Below are 17,148 nucleotides of genomic sequence, written 5' to 3' on the forward strand. Positions count from 1 at the left end.
TTTTTGATTTTTCGCCAAATCATCTATTCAAATCATCTAAGTAATCCTAGTCTATCTAGTTCTTTTAGGGCAGATTCTCTTGATGGGTATGGATTTTTATTGATGAAAATTTTTACTGTTTCGACTTGATGATAAAGATCCATGCTAATCTCTTTTAAATTATCAATAAAGACATCAAGTAGTTCCGGTTCAATGTTTTCCAAGGGAGAAGGAAGCTCCTTCTTATTTTCAAACTCAAAAGCTTCTTTAGCAGTCACACCTATTGCATAACTAATGTTGTCCCACAAGAGACCATTCGCTTCATTTTCATCTAACTGCATGTAGATAAATATTCCACTGAAGTCTGTCCCATCATCTAAAAGGCGATAAAGTTCCTCTCCCCTTTTATCTCTATTCTCCAAAAAACTCCAACATGCATCCAAGGCAGTTCGAATTTGAGAATTGTATCGTGTTTTCATACGGTTTACAATTGCCTCAGCAAAAATCAACATAAAATAACTCGTAAGCATATCCTCTCCTGATCTATACTTGAACGAATAGCCTATTCGTTCTCATCAGATAAAAATAGTGGTCCAAAGTAGTTTTTAACGAGCTCATCCTTTAAATATCCTTCTATTTCTGGCCCAGATATTTGTGAAATGAGTTCACTGTTTTCAGATAGGATTTGTTTGTAGCTTAAGGCAAGAACAGCCAGTGTGTCCTCGTCGACACTTTCTATCGTTTGTGGCAGGTAGATTTCTTCCGAAGCAATATATGAATAGTGACAAACTAGGACAAAGAAATTAGCGATACAGTTCCATACTAGTGGATTGGTTTTCTTATCCAACACCTGAAATGTCAAGATATCCTGCTCATCCATATTTTCCAATCGATTGTATAAATCATCTGGACAAAACCCACTCTCTTTATCAAGCTCCTGTTTTGAAAGTTTTAAGGAGTCAAAGACAAATTCCTTATATTCTTTCTCACTGATAAAATCTACAAGACCGTATATCAACTCCTGTAGAAAGAGCAACAAATTTTTATTATCTTTCATTGATTTTCCTTTTATTACTAAAAATTATCTTGGGAATGTATGATTCACTGGAAAAGGTGACAATCACTCTTCCTCCTCAAACATCAGAGCATCTAATTCTTCTCTTTCAGCCGCAATCTCTTCGAAGGTAGAAATAATATTATTTAAAAATTCTAAGGTGATAATACCAGTCGAATCTCTCATCGTAACCATAGTCCCAATAGCACTCAACTCATGGATGAGTGCTCTAACCTTTTTCAATTCATCCAAATCTAACATGTCTACTTCTATTACCGTGTCATGATCTTCTATTCTGGATTGAATTAAAGAGAAAGGCAAGGATGAATAATTTCTTAACAACTTATAGGTTCCTGACTTGTCACCTATAGAATCTATACAAATAGCTAGCATCATTTTTACTCCTTTATACTTGAAAACATCAGTATCCCATGTCTACAAGGAAAAGATATAAGCTTGAATCTCCTCTATCATGCATCGATTTGTCGTTCTTACTCTTATGGCTTGAAGCCATAAAGATAAAGCAAGCATAATAGCTTGCTTGAAAGTTAAGGAATTAAAAATTGATTTTCATAATCTTTTGGGAGTTCATAAGATATTTCTCCATTACTATTACCAAATCGACTTTGATTAAAAATTGGAAATAGCTTGGAGTCGTACACAGTTTTTATAACAAAACGTTCTCTTTCAAAACTAATAGTTGCAGCTACTGAGGGATCCTTAAAAACTGATTGTTCCCCTTGGGAATGCAAGCGAACGTTTATAGTAGCTACTTCTTCAGGATATTTCTCAAATCTAACATCAAAACTAATGTCGCTACCTGTCGAAGGAATGTACATTTGATATTCACTTACACTGATACTTTGAATCTTTCCTAATTTCTGTTCCAATTCTGGGTCGTTTCTATACAGGTCTGTTTGGATAGCTAGTTTGAAATTTTCCTCATGTTCTTGTAGCCATCTGTTAAGATTACGAATCATAATTTCTTTTTCAACTTGCCTGGAGGCATCCTTGCTCTTGCGATCAAGTTTATTCATAGTTTCAGTCAATTTATCTTGCTCTCGCTTCCAATCCCACGAGGGGTCACTTGATACCTCTACTACTGATAAGTACCATCTCCTCATAGTTTCAGGAGATTTATAAGGATTGGGTTTTATAAATGTAAAAGGACCTATACCAGCATCAGGAAAGTATAATTCTACTTTCATTGACTGCTTGCGATTATTATTAGCATAGGCTGTAAAGGAAATATGATAATTTCCACCTACATCTCCACCATTATCAAAGCCTCCCCTCGCAGAACCTGGTAAAAGCGTCACTGACTTTATATATTGCCCTTGACTGTCTATGTCTGCAATAATTTCGCTTTTGATAGAATCCGCATGATCATGAATAAACTTACCAGTGTTCCCAATCGGTATCCTAATTAACAAATATGACAAACCAATAATAATAAAGGGAACGGAAATTGCAAGGAATATCCACTTGTTCGATTTTAACATAATATCTCCTGATGCTCATTAAAAATCAGTTATAAAACAGCTTTTATAGTGCTTTACCTTTCAACCCGACGGTTCCTTTTTTCAATTTCATTCATTGATTATCCTCCCGTTGTTTAAATATAGTTAAATCTATTTGAACAGCCTCATCCCTAGATTCCATTAGTATTGAAATTCCATAGATTGTTCCACTAGAGTACCTTACTCTGATTCTACAGGTTGTATCCTCTGGCATATCGTACTTATTTTTAAGATATTTATAGAGGTCAGAATGATTTTCTGGTTCATAGATAATATCACGAAGCTCTGTTTCTGCACTCTTAAAGGTTTCTTTTATATTCAAGGAAGCGAAATAATCTCTTTGTACTACCAAATTAAGAATTTCTTCATCATATAAAGGAGTTACCTCCGACCCATAATTTAACTTCCCATTAGAGTAAGTAACAGGAACTGTTTCTTTATTATCCCCAATTTTTATTGTATAGTCACCCTTAATGTCAGATTGGCTAGTATCTAAGAATACTTTATAATCCTTTACTACGTTTCCACTCTCTATATAAATACTATTTTTGTAAAGCTTTAATCCATTAAACTCCTTCTTGTCTTGCTCTAAAAATTTAAATATAGGTTCAAACGTTTTTTCAAATTCGTACTGTTCCTTTGTTCTGTTTTTGGGAATGGTCTCACCACCCAAACTACATCCAGTCAGTGTATAAAGAGTCAGGACCATTAACATCACACTAACAACCCAAAATAAGCGTTTATTTTCCTTCATCTCTTTCTCCTAAACATTCTATGCCTATTATAACATAAAAAAGAGCGTTTCCGCTCCCTTTGTTACTCCGGTAATTCTACCTTTAAGCTCATATCAGTCGGTTGCAATACTTTCTGAACAGCTGCGAGAAAGGCTAAACCTTTATCAGCTGGAGAATACTGGAATGTGATATGGATGACTTTTTTGTCAAACTGATCACCGTATCGTGCTACATACTGCTTGCTTTCGAGGAAGTAGATATAGTTATTGAGTTTTTCTTGAAGTTTCAAGAGATGTTCCTCTTCGGTATCTGGAAGCCAAAGATTGCCATCTATTAATAAAAGTTCCAAGTCTGTGTCACTCGTTCCGATTGCATCAATTTCTGAAACATCTAACAGAATAGGGATACTTTTAATCCTACATCTAAACTTTACAATCTCATATAATTCTTCAATAGCATCCTTTTCTCTTTCAAAACTAGCTTTTTCATATAACTGTTGACGTTCAGTCACCTCATACACTATAAATCTATTTGCACTTAAATCCTGATAATACCCTATCGCAAACTGCTCTAAAACTTTTTTATTTAAGTATACAGTATAATATCTAAGTTTGTTACTATTAAATTTTAAAAAGTCTAATAATTCCTGTTTTGTCATTTAAAATTCTCCACAACTCTCACATTCACTATGGCGTTTGCTATAGCTCTACTACCTTAGGGGGATTGTAGTATTTTTCCTTAAATTCCTTAAGAATCTTCTCTACCTTTTCTTCGTCACACTGCCTGTATTCTGGATTACGTTCCAATACATTACACAACCCTCCATAGGTATAAGTACGTTTCTGCTCATCTGATAGGTAGGAAGTACTTTCTATAATATTTCTTACTAACTCATCTGTATCAATAACAAATGGAATATCATAATAATTCGTTACAAACCATTTTTGATTTGAAATATATTGAGTGACCTTCTTTAATTTCATTAGATCATTAGATAAGCTAAAATCTTTCAAGATGTCAAAGGCTCTACGCGCTATATCTCTATCTCCTTCCACATACAAAGGATATAAGCAATATTCCATTAATACTCCAATATCTGTACTATCAAGTTCATAAGAATCTCGTTGCCGAAAACGATACTTAGCTTCTGTTCCTAGAAATGCTTCTGCTTCTTTTCCTTCCTTCATCACCTCTAGATAATGTTTGACAAAATATCTATAATTCTCTTTATTTTTCAATTTATAAGTTTTCATTTATCTACTCCATTGATTTATTCTGAAAATTCCTTAATACTTGCCCATAAATCTCACTGTTTTTACCTATTTCTGTACAGGCTCTTTCGTCATTGTCAGGAAGTAAAATTCTGCCCCTTCAATATGGTAGTCATTTTTGGAAACTCCGGTAGTTGGTTTTCCTAAGAAAAAGGAGGCATGGGTCACGATTCCCATATGGCGCGGATGCAGATAAGCACTCCCATCAAACATACATAGGTCAGGTTTAATTTTCAACAGTTTAACTGCTGCTAAAATCAGAGGCAATTCCCTAAAGGCAAGAAAACCTGGAAGATAGAGAACTCTAATTTCATCATGAAAACTGACCTCTTCAACAACTTGGAGATTTTCCCAGTCAATAACCACAAGGCAAGCAAGACCGTATTCTTTGTCATTCTCTTCAATAGGTATTAATCCACCCCTGCGACATAACAAATCTCCTAGTCCTCAAAATGATTAGATAGATCTATCTGATTTTTGAATTGATTCTGTGCTACTTCAAATTCATGTCTAAAGTCGATAAATCAACACCCCACTTTTTTGCTCTCTTGAAATCATCTTCGGTAGGCTCTGTTTTTTCTTCAATAATTTTACCAGTCTCATCATATTTTTTATAGAGAATTTCTCCTCCGGCAATACAATAAGAAACCGACTCAATATCACCATTTTCAAAATATTCTTTTTGAATTCCTTCGGCCGCACCTCTGTCTTGATTATTAATACTTTTAATTTTTCCATTAGAATAAAAGTAGACAGCTAGACCATGCCTATATCCATTATCTATATACCCATAAGACTCTAATTGTCCATCTGGATATAAATCATAGGCTAAACCAGTATAAGGAACCTCTTCTCCTGATTCATTTTCAAAGACAATTTGTTCATAGTATTCTCCGCCCCAGTCTAGTTCATCCTCAAAACAAACACCGTCACGGAGAACTTCTTCTTTTGTTAAAATTTTATCTTCTGTCATTTTTCAACCTCTGAAATCATATTGAAACCATCCAGCATATCTGGGAGGCCTTTAATCTTACAAGGCAATTTCTCTGTTTTTGCACTTTTAAACATTTCACTGATATTTTTTGAATTCTGTGTTATTCATTTTAATAATCCTCTCATATTCACCTGAAACATTTACCTCATAAGTAATTAAATGATATCAATAATAACTTATCCCTCTTCTGTTGGAAGATGGTCTAGATTTATTGGTTTAGGATTTAAACGTTTCAATACTAATTCATAAAAAAAATTATTATTTAACCTATCCGGTGAACTTAAAGTAAAGTTATTCAAAATTAATAAGGGAATAAATTCTGAACCAATTGTATTATAACCTGTCAAATACTCTAACCCATAATTTAAGTTTTTCGGATTTTCAGTACCAACTGTCCAGTAGGCTCCTTTTGCTTGCAGGCGAAAAACCTCTCCAAGATAAACCCAGCTATTAAAGAAATCATCAATATTTTCAGGATCATTTTTGACATCATTCTCTCGAACGAATTGCGCCAAATTCTTCAAGCTTTCTAAACTCATATCTAGATGATAACCTTGCTTACTAGCTTTTTGTCTTATTTCATCCAAGGTTTCATCAATATAAAACATAAATTCCTCAAAATTTTCCTGAATTTTTTCTTTCTCTAATGCCATTTAAAACTCCTCAATTACTCCAGCATTCAGCTTGCGATTTTTTCAAAAAGATATTCTACTTTAGCTGACAAATTCTCTTACTCTAGATCATAAAGGCTTAGACGAGATACAAATGACACTCAATTAACAATTTCTTCGATTGTTGTTTCTCTATCTCTCACCAAATCATAAAATCCTACATGAACGCCTTCCTCATATAGCCAGCATAAGTCGGTGCCGTATGGGGCTTCAAAAATTTCCAGCATAACAGGAGCAATTTTTACAATGCTATTTGCTCCTAAAATTGTGAAATTTTTTGAATTAGCTAGGTAAGCTTCATCATCTTCGATTGATAACAGTGTCCAGCCATTTAATTGTGGAATAGCAGATTCCTCGCGATAAGAATAGCGAATAGCTTTTCCATCAAGAATATTGTTTGAAACGACAAAACCACCAAAATCATTGTTACTAATTTCTACCATCTTCATACTCCTTTATAATATCAAGCAGACTACTTCTCCATGAATATTCTTCCGCATAGTCTAGACACGATTTCCCAGATTTATTTTTTAACTTATAATCCGAACCGGCCTCCAGTAAAAGCTTATATAGAGGTTCTAACTCATCCGTTGCTAATTTTAATAACGTTACTGAGTAAGTCATCGGAATAGAACCAAATTTGTCAACTGCATTTACATCTATTCCTGCCCCAACAAGTAATTTCACCACCTCGTATGCATATGCTATTTTAGGCCGCCAATTGGCTTGGAAGAAATAATGAAGAGCATTTCTGTTTTCTTTTTTTGACAAAAAATTTACCTCTACTTTCTCAGAAAGCAGATATTTAATAATTTTCAATTTCTCTTCTGGTAAATCATCATTAAGCATGGCTATACATAACAAATTAAGTTTTGTATATTTATCAATTTGTTTTATGTCACCATTGTAATTTTCTATAAAATCATTATATGTCCCATTTTGAACAATATCGAAAATATCCATCTTGTCTCCTATTCAAACTTATGACTTCTATTAGCAGAAGGTGTTTCAATTCTAAAATTATTTGGATTAAAATGGAAGTCATTAATAAATCGTTTTCGTATATAAATCTTACCCCAGCAAAGTCATAGACGAGATAATCTATTTTAAATGCACGATGATTGGGTTCCTCAACTATATCATAAATTCCCAAACCATCTATTCTATCACCAAATACGTTTCGAATCATTCTACTTGTTTGTACTGCCATAGTACCTGTTTCATTTAATTGCATACCAAAATTCTCCTATCTTAACTGGCTCTGGGTATCCATATTGTTCATGCAAATAATCCCACTCCCACCGTAAGGCATATTTTTTATTGGAGTTATTTATAGAGAGTTATTACATATGCATCACTTAAACAAAAAGATTATACTGGTCTCACCTGATTTTGTATCAATATATGATATTATTTCCGCAAAAGAGGTGTTAAATTTAGTAGAGTATGTACTCTTTTCATAAAAGCTACCATATTGTTTTTCTAACCACCTATCCTGTATCTCTTTTATATCTTTTAGTTGATATTCAAACATATTCGAATAACTTATTGGTCCATTTGATTGGTATATACTTAACTTTAGAGATTCTAGAATGTTATTTTGAAAATTAAAATCTGCCCAAAATTCTAATCCTTCAATCATGACGGGCGATTTTAACATAAATAAATTAGAACTTTCATCTTGTCGAAGGTATTTTTTAAAATTATTATAGAATATTGCTTTTGTTAATTGTTTGTTGATAACAGTATTATTTATAATCATTACTTACTATCTCCTATTTTTACCTGTTTAACAAAAGTCTGCGTAACCTAGTCCAATTATACCACAAAAAGAGAGCGTTTCCGCTCCCTTTCTTACTCTGGTAATTCTACCTTCAGGCTCATATCTGTCGGTTGTAACACTTTCTGAACAGCAGCAAGAAAGGCTAGACCGTTGTCTGATGGAGAATATTGGAATGTGATATAGATGACTTTTTTGTCAAACTGATCACCGTATCGCGCCACATACTGTTTGCTTTCGAGGAAGTGAATATAATTGTTCAGTTTTTCTTGCAGAATTTCCAGATGGACTGCTTCTATCTCTTCCTCCCAGCCGACTGGATCCACCAGAAGAAGCTCTAAATGACTATCAACTATACCAATAGCGTCAAGTTCGCTAGGTTCCAGTTCTGAAACAATTGCTTTGGTGACGATTTGGGTAAATTCTTCAGGAGAAAATATTTTTTGGTTATCAGATAAATCATTGAAAATTAAGTCAGGATTATTTTGTATAAAAATTTTATTCGACTCTTCTTGTGTATACTGTTTTTTAGATTTCCAAAAACCATAATCTGCATAATTCATCAACTCTTTACCAGTATGTTCTCCAGACATATAACTATCTGCAGCTTCTTTGGGGATTTCTCTAACCACTTCTGGCATGGTAATATTAAAAGTTGGATAACGCAAGAAATACTTATCACCATCTTGACAAATTTCCAACATGTCTTTTTGACTTACATAAATTGATTCCATTTTTATCTCCTTTGTCTTTTACCAAATGTCTACTAATGTTACCTTATCTTTTGGAACTGGGTCGATTACTGCTTCAGGAACTCCTCCAGGGTATGTTTTTCCTCCTGGTCGCCACTGTGGATTGGCACGTGATCCTCCCTCATTTCCATCAGGAATTCTGTAATTATGTACTTCCTGCGGAAGAACCATTTTAGGAGAGTCTCCTAGACTTCCCTCATCAAGCCCCAATAAAGCCTCTAACTTCCTTGGATAGACTACCGATGTGTGAGTTAAACAGAACCTCGGATAATTGAATTTCTTTTAAGTAGTTATCCCAATCCTTTGTTCCCATATAACTACGCATTTTGCTTTCAAGCGACGCTCCGAATTCATCACCCAAATCAATAGAGAACCCACATAAATCATTGTCATAATTAAATTGAACCCAATAGTAATCATAGGCTCTAAATATGAGACGTAATATATAATGATTTGGGACATCGACCAACTCGCAAATGGTTATTTCAGTGACTCTATCTCCAAAAGAACGCTGAATCCGTTCAATTACTTCTTGTTTTATAGCTTCCATACTTTCTCGAACCATACCAAATCGCCAACCCTTGGCTTTTAGATATTTCTCTGGGATATACGACTCGATTTTTGTCATGATTTCTTTTAAATATGCATCCCAATCGCTTATTTCGCTATAACGACTGTTTGGCTTAGATAGCAATAAACCTTCCTCACCGTTTAAAAACAGATAAATCTCAAAGAAATCATTCTCGTAATTAAACTGTACCCAAGAATAATTATAAGCCGCAAAATTTAATTTAAACATTTGATGATCTGGTTCATCAACTATATCATAAATTCCCATATCATCAATCTTATCTTTAAATACTCTTTCAACTATATCGCTAAAATTCAGCGCTAGTTTCTTCGTTTTATTTAATCCCAACGCAATACCCCCAACTCTTTTATCTCCAACCTTTAGCTTTTAAATATTTCTCTGGGATATAGGACTCGATTTTTGCCATGATTTCTTTTAAATAACTATCCCAATCGCTTATTTCACTGTAACGACAATTTCCCTCAGACAGCAGTAAACCCTCATCACCATTGAAAAAAACATAAATCTCGAAGAAATCATTCTTGACCAGATCCTCCACCCGTTTGGCAAATCCAGTCGAAGTGGTTCCAGGCCCCCAGTCCTTTGTAAAAAGGCACTTAACTGAATATTAAGTGCCAATATCAAAAGCATTATAGCTGATTTTCTTTTACTTCCTCAAACCATTTTTCAAACTCTAGACTTGGAAGTAATTCTTCATCCTTGTCATAACGTCCTTCATAGCTATAGCGACTATCAAGACTGTTTTTCTTGGCATCATAAATTAACCACATTTCAGTTGGATGCTCGCGATTGTATTCTTGGCAAACATCAAGCATTGATTTTACATCCTTGACACCTTCTTTCAACAAGAGAGATTGCAAACTGGTATCAATATGTGATTTTGTAGGTAAAAAATCATTTACTAAGTGTTTGTGTACAATATTTCCTTTAATCTTATAAAATAGATTAAAACTATACAAACTGTCCGCTATCGCATAGATATATACTTTTTCTGCTTGATTTTGGACATATTCCATAGCTAATGAAATCATGCTAGCCTGAACTTCCATAAATTTATCTTCAAATTGTGTCATTTTATCCTCCCTTTATCTATTTATATTAGGAATTTCTTCAAAATACTCTATACCATCAATCTTATAATTGACTTCAAAGCTAGTAGGTCTCATTGAAGAACCCTCGTAGTTAATTTTAACGTCTACTTCAACTTTCTTGGGTGGTTTGGATTTTAAAGCATCTTCCCACCTACGTTCGATACGACGATATTCTTTTGGATTGACATCTTTAGCTTGTGAGATAACGTTATCCAACTCGGGTGAGCCACCAAATAAATCTCCGAATATATGCCCTGCATGATCCCCAATTTCTTTATCCAGAGTCTTGGAGTTATGACGCAATCTATTTTTATGGAGTTTTAGTTGTAAATCTTCGGCATACGCCCGATCAATACGCCCCACCTCATCAGTACGGTAAAGATAGTGGTGTTCTCCAGTCTCATATACAACATTAGGCTTAGGAACTTTTCCATCCATATGGCTTCCGTCTCTCAAAATCTCACTAGCATCTTCGAACCAATGTTTGGTATTCGAACCACCAAACCTACTGCCAGATTTCCCTCCTAGCTCCATCACATCATCTAGACTACCATCTAGATTTTTCGCAAAAGCACTGAGATTATCTGCTAGATGTGTTAGCTTTCCTCCACGTTCTTCTGGCTTCCATAGGCTAGACGGACATTCTCATCAAAAAGACCAGCCTCATAGCGCGCAACGGCTGATGGTCTGAGCTTACTGCCTAAGAATTTTCTTATAATACGTAAGAGACAGAGCAAGAACTCTGTCTCTTATATTCTTTAATATAGAGAATGATTACTTATCATCTGCTTCAGAAACTTCATGAGCTTTTTTCAACAATTCTTCAAATTCTTTTTCGGAGAAATAGTGTCTCTTTCTATCTGTATCAATAAGAAGAAATTCTGGATTATCTCTTAAAAATTGTATGTTAGCATCTTCTTGACTAATTTTTGATTTCCAAAATCCGAAATTAGCATAATTAATTAATTCTTCACCATCATGTTCTCCTGCTAAATAGCTATCCACTGCTTCTTTAGGGATTTCTTTAACAACCTCTGGCATGGTGATATTGAAAGTTGGATACTTTAAAATATACTTACCATTGGCTTCATAAATTTCTAACACATCACCTTTTTTTGTTGGTATTTCTTTCATTATTGTTCACTCCACAATTCTTTAATGTTCAATTTATCTTTAGGAACTCTGTCAATCACAGATTCTGGAACACCACCCGGATAGGTCTTACCACCCGGACGCCATTGAACATTCCCGCTTGCTCCGCCCTCATTGCCACTTGGAATCCTCAGATTTTCAACTTCCTTAGGTTCGATCATAATTGGATTATTTCCAAGACTACCTTTATCAAGTCCCAAAAGTTTTTCAAGTACACGGGGATCACCATCAGCTTCCTTGACCATAGCTTCAGCTACATCTTTTGGAAAGACAAATGCACCATCCGGTCGACCAAAATAACCTTCTTTTTGAATCCAATAATCATTTTTAGCAAAAGCTGCCACCCCTTCGTCAAATAAGGCATTATGTTCTTTAATATAATTAGAACTCAAATATTCCTCAGGATCTGGTCGTTTAATTGTTTCACTTGGTTTAATATTGACTATCTTTTCTGATTGTCGTTCTGATAATCCTGAATCCGGAAAACTTTTCTGCAAATTATGCCACTCTGAGGAGAACCGGTTAGCTTCCACAACATCATCCACACTGCCATCTAGATTCTTTGCGAAAGCACTGAGATTATCTGCCTGATGTGTTAACTTACCTCCTTCAAATGGAATAGAGCCTGTCACTGGTTGCAGTTGTTCTAGGGAGTTCAAACTAAATCTCTGAGCCGCGTCACTTAGATCATCTGCCGAATTCGATAGAATCTTACTTGGTCGGAGATTGTCAAGCTGTTTGCCATAGGTTTTAATTTGAGAAAAGATATTATCCCCCAGTCCCTTGGTCTTCTTCAAGAGCCCTTTAAAGGTATCGAAATATTTCGATACCTTTAAAGGGCTCTTGAAGAAGACCAAGGGGCTGGGGGATAATATTTACCACTCCTTGCCGACCTATCGAAAACAACTCGCCCGTCACTTACAAAATACAGTAGACGAAGGCCTCCTAAATCTAAGCAAGGCTGCCCAAGAAGGACTGGAGCGAGCCAAGCAGTTTACTTTGGAAGTACCGACTATCCGAACGAGGCAGGTAGCGCCTGTTGGTTCTGCCAATATACAAGCGTTCTCTACACTTGAGAAAACAACCGTGAAATTGGGAGATACAGGTCTAGGAAAGAGCTTGGACAATCTGGCTTCTAAAGCGAAGAATGTAGAAAATGCAAGTCTTTCTAGACTCCGTTCAAGAAATGCTTTATACGTAACTAAAGATGAGTGGGTGAAAGCGATGAAAGAGGGGGATGTCGTCTTTAACACGAACATCCACAGCATGGCTGAGGTCCTCAAGCAGATGAGCCGTGAGTGGATAGGCGATCGCTTGGAAGATGCGGTCGGAGAAGAACATTATGACTTAATTAGAAAAGCTTACAAAACTGGTGATGTTCAAGCACAGCTTGTTAAAATCCAAAAGAATGGCAATATTATGATTAATAATTTAGATGCCAAAGCGAATATCATTAAACCATAGTAGAAGGAAGAAGTTATGATAAGAGACAAACATAAAGATCATGCATATTTTGAAAAACGTTTGAATCGTGTACAAAAACGTTTAAGAGAAGATGTCGAGATGACAGATGAAATTTCGGAGAAGTATTTGTTGTTCCATTATCAAGATTTGGTTTTGGATAATGAAGAACTAGTGAAACTTTTCTATTCTATAGGGGCTTCGAAAGAGGAGATTTTCCCCTATTATCAAGGTATTCTGTCTCATCTCAAAGTTATTGCTTCGGAGGGAGTTCCCTTTTATCGTGCAGTTGATGTCTTTGCCCTGGGAGTTCTTTACAGTGAGCGCAAGGAAGAGTTTCTAGATGATTTGAAGGCTATTTATGATCAGATGGACCACACAGATGGCTTGATTGAATACTACATGGTTTATCTATTCCATGACAAGGTAGTTCCTTTTCATTCGATTTTAGAGTATCAAAATATGATTGAGGACACTTATGAGAGTGTAGCTAAGGCGCAGGGTTTCTGGTACTATAGCCACTCGGATGTTCCATGGTATAACAACCATACCAAAGATACCTATAAAGGTTACTGGAGTTTTGACACTGCCGCAACCTGCAAGATCAAAGGAATCTACGACGAACGCTTGAAAGACCTAGAGTACTTTCCGTATGACCTCCTAGTCCAAGAAAACTAAGAAAACTGGGTTTCCACCCAGTTTTTATCAAACAGGTAGTCCCCTTTTTCTTTACGTTAACACAGTTATTCTTAACACGGACACCCACAGCATGGCTGAGGTCCTCAAGCAGGGAGCTATAGTACTGGAACAACTTCGACTGGATTTGCCAAACGGGTGGAGGATCTGGTCAACCTCCTCAGCAGCCAGCAAGTTTAGTCTCAATAAGGTGAAAGTAGATGTCGAAGCACCGAAGTATAACCGAGAGCAGATTCTGAAGAATCTGGAAGAAAGCAGGCTTGCGAGGGAGAGTTCTGGGTTTAAAGACTTTGCAACTCGAGAAAGATATCTAGAAAAAGTCTTTGACAAATTAACTCCTGAAGAAAGGGAATTGATTTTTAATATTTCTAAGGACTCACCGAAGGTTAAGTATAAAAATGGAGTAACACAAAAATCAATACTTGAAATAAATAAAGGGGATAGACCAAATCCTGAAGATATTTATAATTCAACCTATTTAAAAATGCATAACCAACAATTTAAGAATGGAGCATCCAGATTCCAAAAATTTCAACCTAGCGAAAATTGGAATGGAGGTATTGTTGGGGGGCGTGATGGTACAAGTTTCTGGTTGAGTAAAGAACATGCAGATATCATTGAAAAGGTTGCCAATGGAGATAATCGTCTTTATGAAATTATATTAGGATTTGATGAAGGTTATTTAGGAGACGGTCCACTTTATCGTTTGGATGTCACTCCAGAAGTAGTAGCGAAAAAAGGGATTTCAATACCAAGTGGGAATGAAGTTGGAGCCAATGACTGGTGGAGACCAACCGGACGAACTTTCCCAGGAGATATTCCAGAAGGTGTTATGGAAGATATTAGCACCAAGAGAGGAGAACATACATGGAACATAGTAAATTAGGCTGGGAAGATGTTATCCAGTTCGAAGAAGTAAAAGGTTATGGTCAGCACATTTGGAGAGATGGCAATCATCTTTATTACGTTACTGAGGAGGGAGGAATTGCCCCTCAGCGAGTGGTTTATGAATTACCAAACGAGTTATTTGCCTTATTAGAAAGTGGGGAGAGAACGGAGTTAGAAGTATTAAGTAAACTTCAGACCGATCGTTGGCCACCGACGGAAGAAGAGAGAAAAGAGTCTAGAAGAAAATTTATAAGTAAATATCCAGCTTCTTTGATAGATGTCCCTAAAAATAGGAAGTTGTTTTCTAAGGAAGAACTTAAAGAATTGATTCCAATTGCTGAGAAACAGTGGATTGAATCTGAAGGCAAACTTCCAGATGATTATGTATCACCATTAAAATAGTTTGTAAGGAACTTGTCTATACACTGTTAGTTGAAGGCAAGTTCCTGTTTTTACATTAAGTGCAAATCTCCAAGGTCAGGCCATCTCGAGCATGCGCAACTACCTAGTAGAGGTGCATGGGACTCTCCTTCAGACTCTGGTCATAAAATGGAAGTCATTTTATTGTCAAATCTAATTATACCACACCATGGATATCTTATGAAGTTGTTCAAAATTTGGTCAAAAAAAAACACTGGTTATCCAGTGTTTTTGTGACTAGTACTGCCCCCTGCAGGAACTAAATCCCACCTCTAAAAGCCTATTAAATCAACATCTTTGTATATTCTAGGTCAATTTTTGGTCAATCTTTTTGTTTTCTTTTTTTATTCTTTATCAAGCAAAAATTGTCTAATCAATTCATATTCCTTATCAATCACCTCTTGCAATACGTGACCATAAGTTTTAATAATCTGCTGTATATCTTTATGCCCCAGCAATCTAGCAACAACCCAAATATCAATCCCTTTAGCTAAAAGATATGAACCGTATGTATGCCTTCCTGCTGTCGCTGTCATTTCCTGATTCCCAATTCCAAGTTCTGATAAACATACTCTTAAACTCTTATTCAAGCCTGAGTTAGTCGGTATTTTATACCTTCTATCATAGAATACTAAATCATATTTCTTCAATTCTTCACGATCAAACAAAATTTTCTCTTGCTCAACTCTTAATGCTTCCAAAACAGCCAACAAATCATCATCAATCGGAATTTCTCTTATAGAAGTTTTCGTTTTCGGAGGTACAAACTCTTGCCGATCTCCTACAAATCGCCTATATGTTTTAATTGTTTTATTGTCAAAATCAATATCAGACCAACACACTGCCATAGCCTCACCAACCCTAAATCCAGTCTTAAACAAGAAATATAGCAAATATGGAATCACAGATTCCCTATAATTAAACTTCCCTTGTAAGTGAGATAATAAATCTTTGTACTCTGAAATACTATGAATATACTTATCATCAACGTTACCAGCTTCCAAACCAAATATTTTAACATCTTCTGTTATATCTGTTATCTGCAATCCACTTCGCTGACTAAATTTTATAGCCGACCTTATATCTGCATTGATTCTACGCAAATGATCCTTCGTTACCTTTTCTCCAAACTCATTCAATCTCGACTGATATTCCTGATGATTAAGGCTCATTGCTGGTATATCAGAAAATATTTTCTCTAAAGATTGACCCCTTGCATAATAACCTTCCTTTGTCGCCTTCGCTTTTTCTGACGGAAGAATCACTAAGTTATACCAATCCTGCCACAACTCATATAAGGTAGCCTTACTGTCAAATCGTGCTGTATAGTTTGACTGAAATAGTTTCCTCTCTTTCTCTTGCGCTTCATTCATGGCTTCACGTTTCGTTTTAAATCCTGAATTTGTCGCAACAACTTTTCCTTTCTTATCAAAAATCCGATAGTCCCATAATTTATTTTTTCCACGTTGTCTGTAACTTGCCACTATAACTCCTTTCTGAATGGCAATCATCACCATTCTATTATAACATCAATAATATTTTTTGATAATTCTTATCAAAATATTCTCTTGTTTTTCTTGCAAGAAATCTATATGGTGAACCTTTACTTTTGGGATACAATACAAATCCTTCTTCATTCTGCTCAATATCCACCTCTTTTTTAATTGCAGGATTCAACAAAATATCATTTACAAGTTTTGTTTTGCTAATAGACAACAATTCCTCTACCTTGTCAATCGTCCACCATTGACCAACTTCTTCTTTTTGAATTAAATCTAAATACTCAGACCGACTAATCAACACCATATCAGATGGAATCGGAACTTCAATATTAAATACTTGTTTTTGTAATTCCATTTTCTTTTAAGCTCCTAAAATTATAATTTCCGAACAAAATCTTGATACCTGATTGAACTTTTTGAACTCAAATCCGAATCTTTGCTCATATCCTGGTTTCTTTATGTTCATTTTTATCCATAAAATGACAAAAAAACAGCAAGCCATTCCTGACTTGCCATTCTTTCTATGCTAGTTATTCAATTTCAACAATTCTACTTGATCCATTTTCTTCTCCTTAAATAACAAAAAAACAA

General features: G+C 35.3%; 22 protein-coding genes and 6 pseudogenes. 4 read left to right on the plus strand and 24 right to left on the minus strand.

Annotation, left to right across the window (positions count from 1 at the left end; translation table 11 throughout):
- Nucleotides 1-32 precede the first annotated feature (32 nt).
- The 22 genes and pseudogenes from V470_05845 to V470_10675 form a co-directional block, all read right to left on the minus strand.
- Complete coding sequence (locus tag V470_05845) at nucleotides 33-509, minus strand: hypothetical protein (GenBank protein ID AHZ47947.1); 477 nt, start codon at nucleotides 507-509, stop codon at nucleotides 33-35.
- Between the two features lie 32 nt (nucleotides 510-541).
- A complete protein-coding gene (locus V470_05850; protein ID AHZ47948.1) occupies nucleotides 542-1,036 on the minus strand; it encodes a hypothetical protein in 495 nt (164 codons plus the stop codon).
- A 63-nt stretch (nucleotides 1,037-1,099) separates the two neighbouring features.
- The gene (locus V470_05855) at nucleotides 1,100-1,426 is read right to left on the minus strand and encodes a 50S ribosomal protein L7/L12 (protein ID AHZ47949.1); all 327 of its coding nucleotides are present in this window, start codon (nucleotides 1,424-1,426) and stop codon (nucleotides 1,100-1,102) included.
- A 155-nt stretch (nucleotides 1,427-1,581) separates the two neighbouring features.
- Nucleotides 1,582-2,535, minus strand: coding sequence for a hypothetical protein (locus V470_05860; protein AHZ47950.1), 954 nt, complete (start codon nucleotides 2,533-2,535; stop codon nucleotides 1,582-1,584).
- Between the two features lie 91 nt (nucleotides 2,536-2,626).
- Entirely contained in the window at nucleotides 2,627-3,307 is a 681-nt protein-coding gene (locus V470_05865) for a lipoprotein (protein ID AHZ47951.1), read from the minus strand.
- A gap of 62 nt (nucleotides 3,308-3,369) precedes the next feature.
- Entirely contained in the window at nucleotides 3,370-3,945 is a 576-nt protein-coding gene (locus V470_05870; protein AHZ47952.1) for a hypothetical protein, read from the minus strand.
- 40 nt (nucleotides 3,946-3,985) lie between these two features.
- Entirely contained in the window at nucleotides 3,986-4,540 is a 555-nt protein-coding gene (locus V470_05875; protein AHZ47953.1) for a hypothetical protein, read from the minus strand.
- A 19-nt stretch (nucleotides 4,541-4,559) separates the two neighbouring features.
- Nucleotides 4,560-5,079 (minus strand): annotated as a pseudogene (locus V470_10655) (endonuclease V).
- On the minus strand, nucleotides 5,052-5,531 hold the full coding sequence (locus tag V470_05885; protein AHZ47954.1) for a hypothetical protein: 480 nt from the start codon (nucleotides 5,529-5,531) through the stop codon (nucleotides 5,052-5,054). Before V470_05885 ends, V470_10655 begins: the two are co-directional and overlap by 28 nt.
- Before the next feature lie 197 nt (nucleotides 5,532-5,728).
- Nucleotides 5,729-6,205, minus strand: a complete 477-nt coding sequence (locus V470_05895; protein AHZ47955.1) for a hypothetical protein — start codon at nucleotides 6,203-6,205, stop codon at nucleotides 5,729-5,731.
- 119 nt (nucleotides 6,206-6,324) lie between these two features.
- The gene (locus V470_05900; protein ID AHZ47956.1) at nucleotides 6,325-6,666 is read right to left on the minus strand and encodes a hypothetical protein; all 342 of its coding nucleotides are present in this window, start codon (nucleotides 6,664-6,666) and stop codon (nucleotides 6,325-6,327) included.
- The gene (locus V470_05905) at nucleotides 6,653-7,186 is read right to left on the minus strand and encodes an ankyrin (GenBank protein AHZ47957.1); all 534 of its coding nucleotides are present in this window, start codon (nucleotides 7,184-7,186) and stop codon (nucleotides 6,653-6,655) included. The genes V470_05900 and V470_05905 overlap by 14 nt, the downstream gene beginning before the upstream one ends.
- 85 nt (nucleotides 7,187-7,271) lie before the next feature.
- A pseudogene (locus V470_10660) lies at nucleotides 7,272-7,457 on the minus strand (hypothetical protein).
- 120 nt (nucleotides 7,458-7,577) lie between these two features.
- Complete coding sequence (locus V470_05915) at nucleotides 7,578-7,985, minus strand: hypothetical protein (GenBank protein AHZ47959.1); 408 nt, start codon at nucleotides 7,983-7,985, stop codon at nucleotides 7,578-7,580.
- 92 nt (nucleotides 7,986-8,077) lie between these two features.
- Nucleotides 8,078-8,737, minus strand: coding sequence for a hypothetical protein (locus tag V470_05920; GenBank protein AHZ47960.1), 660 nt, complete (start codon nucleotides 8,735-8,737; stop codon nucleotides 8,078-8,080).
- An 18-nt stretch (nucleotides 8,738-8,755) separates the two neighbouring features.
- Nucleotides 8,756-8,986 (minus strand): annotated as a pseudogene (locus V470_10665) (hypothetical protein).
- A 343-nt stretch (nucleotides 8,987-9,329) separates the two neighbouring features.
- Nucleotides 9,330-9,674 (minus strand): annotated as a pseudogene (locus V470_05935) (hypothetical protein).
- 19 nt (nucleotides 9,675-9,693) lie between these two features.
- A pseudogene (locus V470_10670) lies at nucleotides 9,694-9,897 on the minus strand (hypothetical protein).
- A 79-nt stretch (nucleotides 9,898-9,976) separates the two neighbouring features.
- Nucleotides 9,977-10,420 carry a hypothetical protein gene (locus tag V470_05950; protein ID AHZ47964.1) on the minus strand — a complete coding sequence of 148 codons (444 nt, stop codon included), beginning with the start codon at nucleotides 10,418-10,420 and terminating at the stop codon, nucleotides 9,977-9,979.
- Between the two features lie 12 nt (nucleotides 10,421-10,432).
- The gene (locus tag V470_05955) at nucleotides 10,433-10,876 is read right to left on the minus strand and encodes a hypothetical protein (GenBank protein ID AHZ47965.2); all 444 of its coding nucleotides are present in this window, start codon (nucleotides 10,874-10,876) and stop codon (nucleotides 10,433-10,435) included.
- Between the two features lie 336 nt (nucleotides 10,877-11,212).
- Entirely contained in the window at nucleotides 11,213-11,572 is a 360-nt protein-coding gene (locus V470_05960) for a hypothetical protein (protein AHZ47966.1), read from the minus strand.
- Nucleotides 11,572-11,934, minus strand: coding sequence for a hypothetical protein (locus V470_10675; protein AJZ74510.1), 363 nt, complete (start codon nucleotides 11,932-11,934; stop codon nucleotides 11,572-11,574). The genes V470_05960 and V470_10675 overlap by 1 nt, the downstream gene beginning before the upstream one ends.
- A gap of 937 nt (nucleotides 11,935-12,871) precedes the next feature.
- Between V470_10675 and V470_10680 the strand changes: the two are divergent.
- The 4 genes and pseudogenes from V470_10680 to V470_05980 all read left to right on the plus strand — a co-directional run bounded on the left by V470_10680 (nucleotide 12,872) and on the right by V470_05980 (nucleotide 15,037).
- A pseudogene (locus tag V470_10680) lies at nucleotides 12,872-13,054 on the plus strand (hypothetical protein).
- A 15-nt stretch (nucleotides 13,055-13,069) separates the two neighbouring features.
- Nucleotides 13,070-13,729 carry a hypothetical protein gene (locus V470_05975; GenBank protein AHZ47969.1) on the plus strand — a complete coding sequence of 220 codons (660 nt, stop codon included), beginning with the start codon at nucleotides 13,070-13,072 and terminating at the stop codon, nucleotides 13,727-13,729.
- A 262-nt stretch (nucleotides 13,730-13,991) separates the two neighbouring features.
- On the plus strand, nucleotides 13,992-14,633 hold the full coding sequence (locus V470_05985; protein ID AHZ47971.2) for a hypothetical protein: 642 nt from the start codon (nucleotides 13,992-13,994) through the stop codon (nucleotides 14,631-14,633).
- Nucleotides 14,615-15,037: a hypothetical protein gene (locus V470_05980; protein ID AHZ47970.1), complete on the plus strand. Its 423-nt coding sequence runs from the start codon at nucleotides 14,615-14,617 to the stop codon at nucleotides 15,035-15,037. Before V470_05985 ends, V470_05980 begins: the two co-directional genes overlap by 19 nt.
- A gap of 362 nt (nucleotides 15,038-15,399) precedes the next feature.
- Here V470_05980 and V470_05990 read toward each other — a convergent pair whose 3' ends face one another.
- Both V470_05990 and V470_05995 read right to left on the minus strand, forming a co-directional pair.
- A complete protein-coding gene (locus tag V470_05990) occupies nucleotides 15,400-16,539 on the minus strand; it encodes an integrase (GenBank protein AHZ47972.1) in 1,140 nt (379 codons plus the stop codon).
- 37 nt (nucleotides 16,540-16,576) lie between these two features.
- Nucleotides 16,577-16,912: a hypothetical protein gene (locus V470_05995; protein ID AHZ47973.1), complete on the minus strand. Its 336-nt coding sequence runs from the start codon at nucleotides 16,910-16,912 to the stop codon at nucleotides 16,577-16,579.
- Between the last annotated feature and the right edge of the window lie 236 nt (nucleotides 16,913-17,148).

The organism is Streptococcus sp. VT 162, assembly GCA_000688775.2.
Lineage (GTDB): Bacteria > Bacillota > Bacilli > Lactobacillales > Streptococcaceae > Streptococcus.

Excerpts from the sequence above, each read along its gene's own strand:
- V470_05845 (AHZ47947.1), bottom strand. The coding sequence starts at position 509 with ATGCTTACGAGTTATTTTATGTTGATTTTTGCTGAGGCAATTGTAAAC.
- V470_05850 (AHZ47948.1), bottom strand. The coding sequence starts at position 1,036 with ATGAAAGATAATAAAAATTTGTTGCTCTTTCTACAGGAGTTGATATAC.
- V470_05855 (AHZ47949.1), bottom strand. The coding sequence starts at position 1,426 with ATGCTAGCTATTTGTATAGATTCTATAGGTGACAAGTCAGGAACCTAT.
- V470_05860 (AHZ47950.1), bottom strand. The coding sequence starts at position 2,535 with ATGTTAAAATCGAACAAGTGGATATTCCTTGCAATTTCCGTTCCCTTT.
- V470_05865 (AHZ47951.1), bottom strand. The coding sequence starts at position 3,307 with ATGAAGGAAAATAAACGCTTATTTTGGGTTGTTAGTGTGATGTTAATG.
- V470_05870 (AHZ47952.1), bottom strand. The coding sequence starts at position 3,945 with ATGACAAAACAGGAATTATTAGACTTTTTAAAATTTAATAGTAACAAA.
- V470_05875 (AHZ47953.1), bottom strand. The coding sequence starts at position 4,540 with ATGAAAACTTATAAATTGAAAAATAAAGAGAATTATAGATATTTTGTC.
- V470_05885 (AHZ47954.1), bottom strand. The coding sequence starts at position 5,531 with ATGACAGAAGATAAAATTTTAACAAAAGAAGAAGTTCTCCGTGACGGT.
- V470_05895 (AHZ47955.1), bottom strand. The coding sequence starts at position 6,205 with ATGGCATTAGAGAAAGAAAAAATTCAGGAAAATTTTGAGGAATTTATG.
- V470_05900 (AHZ47956.1), bottom strand. The coding sequence starts at position 6,666 with ATGGTAGAAATTAGTAACAATGATTTTGGTGGTTTTGTCGTTTCAAAC.
- V470_05905 (AHZ47957.1), bottom strand. The coding sequence starts at position 7,186 with ATGGATATTTTCGATATTGTTCAAAATGGGACATATAATGATTTTATA.
- V470_05915 (AHZ47959.1), bottom strand. The coding sequence starts at position 7,985 with ATGATTATAAATAATACTGTTATCAACAAACAATTAACAAAAGCAATA.
- V470_05920 (AHZ47960.1), bottom strand. The coding sequence starts at position 8,737 with ATGGAATCAATTTATGTAAGTCAAAAAGACATGTTGGAAATTTGTCAA.
- V470_05950 (AHZ47964.1), bottom strand. The coding sequence starts at position 10,420 with ATGACACAATTTGAAGATAAATTTATGGAAGTTCAGGCTAGCATGATT.
- V470_05955 (AHZ47965.2), bottom strand. The coding sequence starts at position 10,876 with ATGGATGGAAAAGTTCCTAAGCCTAATGTTGTATATGAGACTGGAGAA.
- V470_05960 (AHZ47966.1), bottom strand. The coding sequence starts at position 11,572 with ATGAAAGAAATACCAACAAAAAAAGGTGATGTGTTAGAAATTTATGAA.
- V470_05975 (AHZ47969.1), top strand. The coding sequence starts at position 13,070 with ATGATAAGAGACAAACATAAAGATCATGCATATTTTGAAAAACGTTTG.
- V470_05980 (AHZ47970.1), top strand. The coding sequence starts at position 14,615 with ATGGAACATAGTAAATTAGGCTGGGAAGATGTTATCCAGTTCGAAGAA.
- V470_05995 (AHZ47973.1), bottom strand. The coding sequence starts at position 16,912 with ATGGAATTACAAAAACAAGTATTTAATATTGAAGTTCCGATTCCATCT.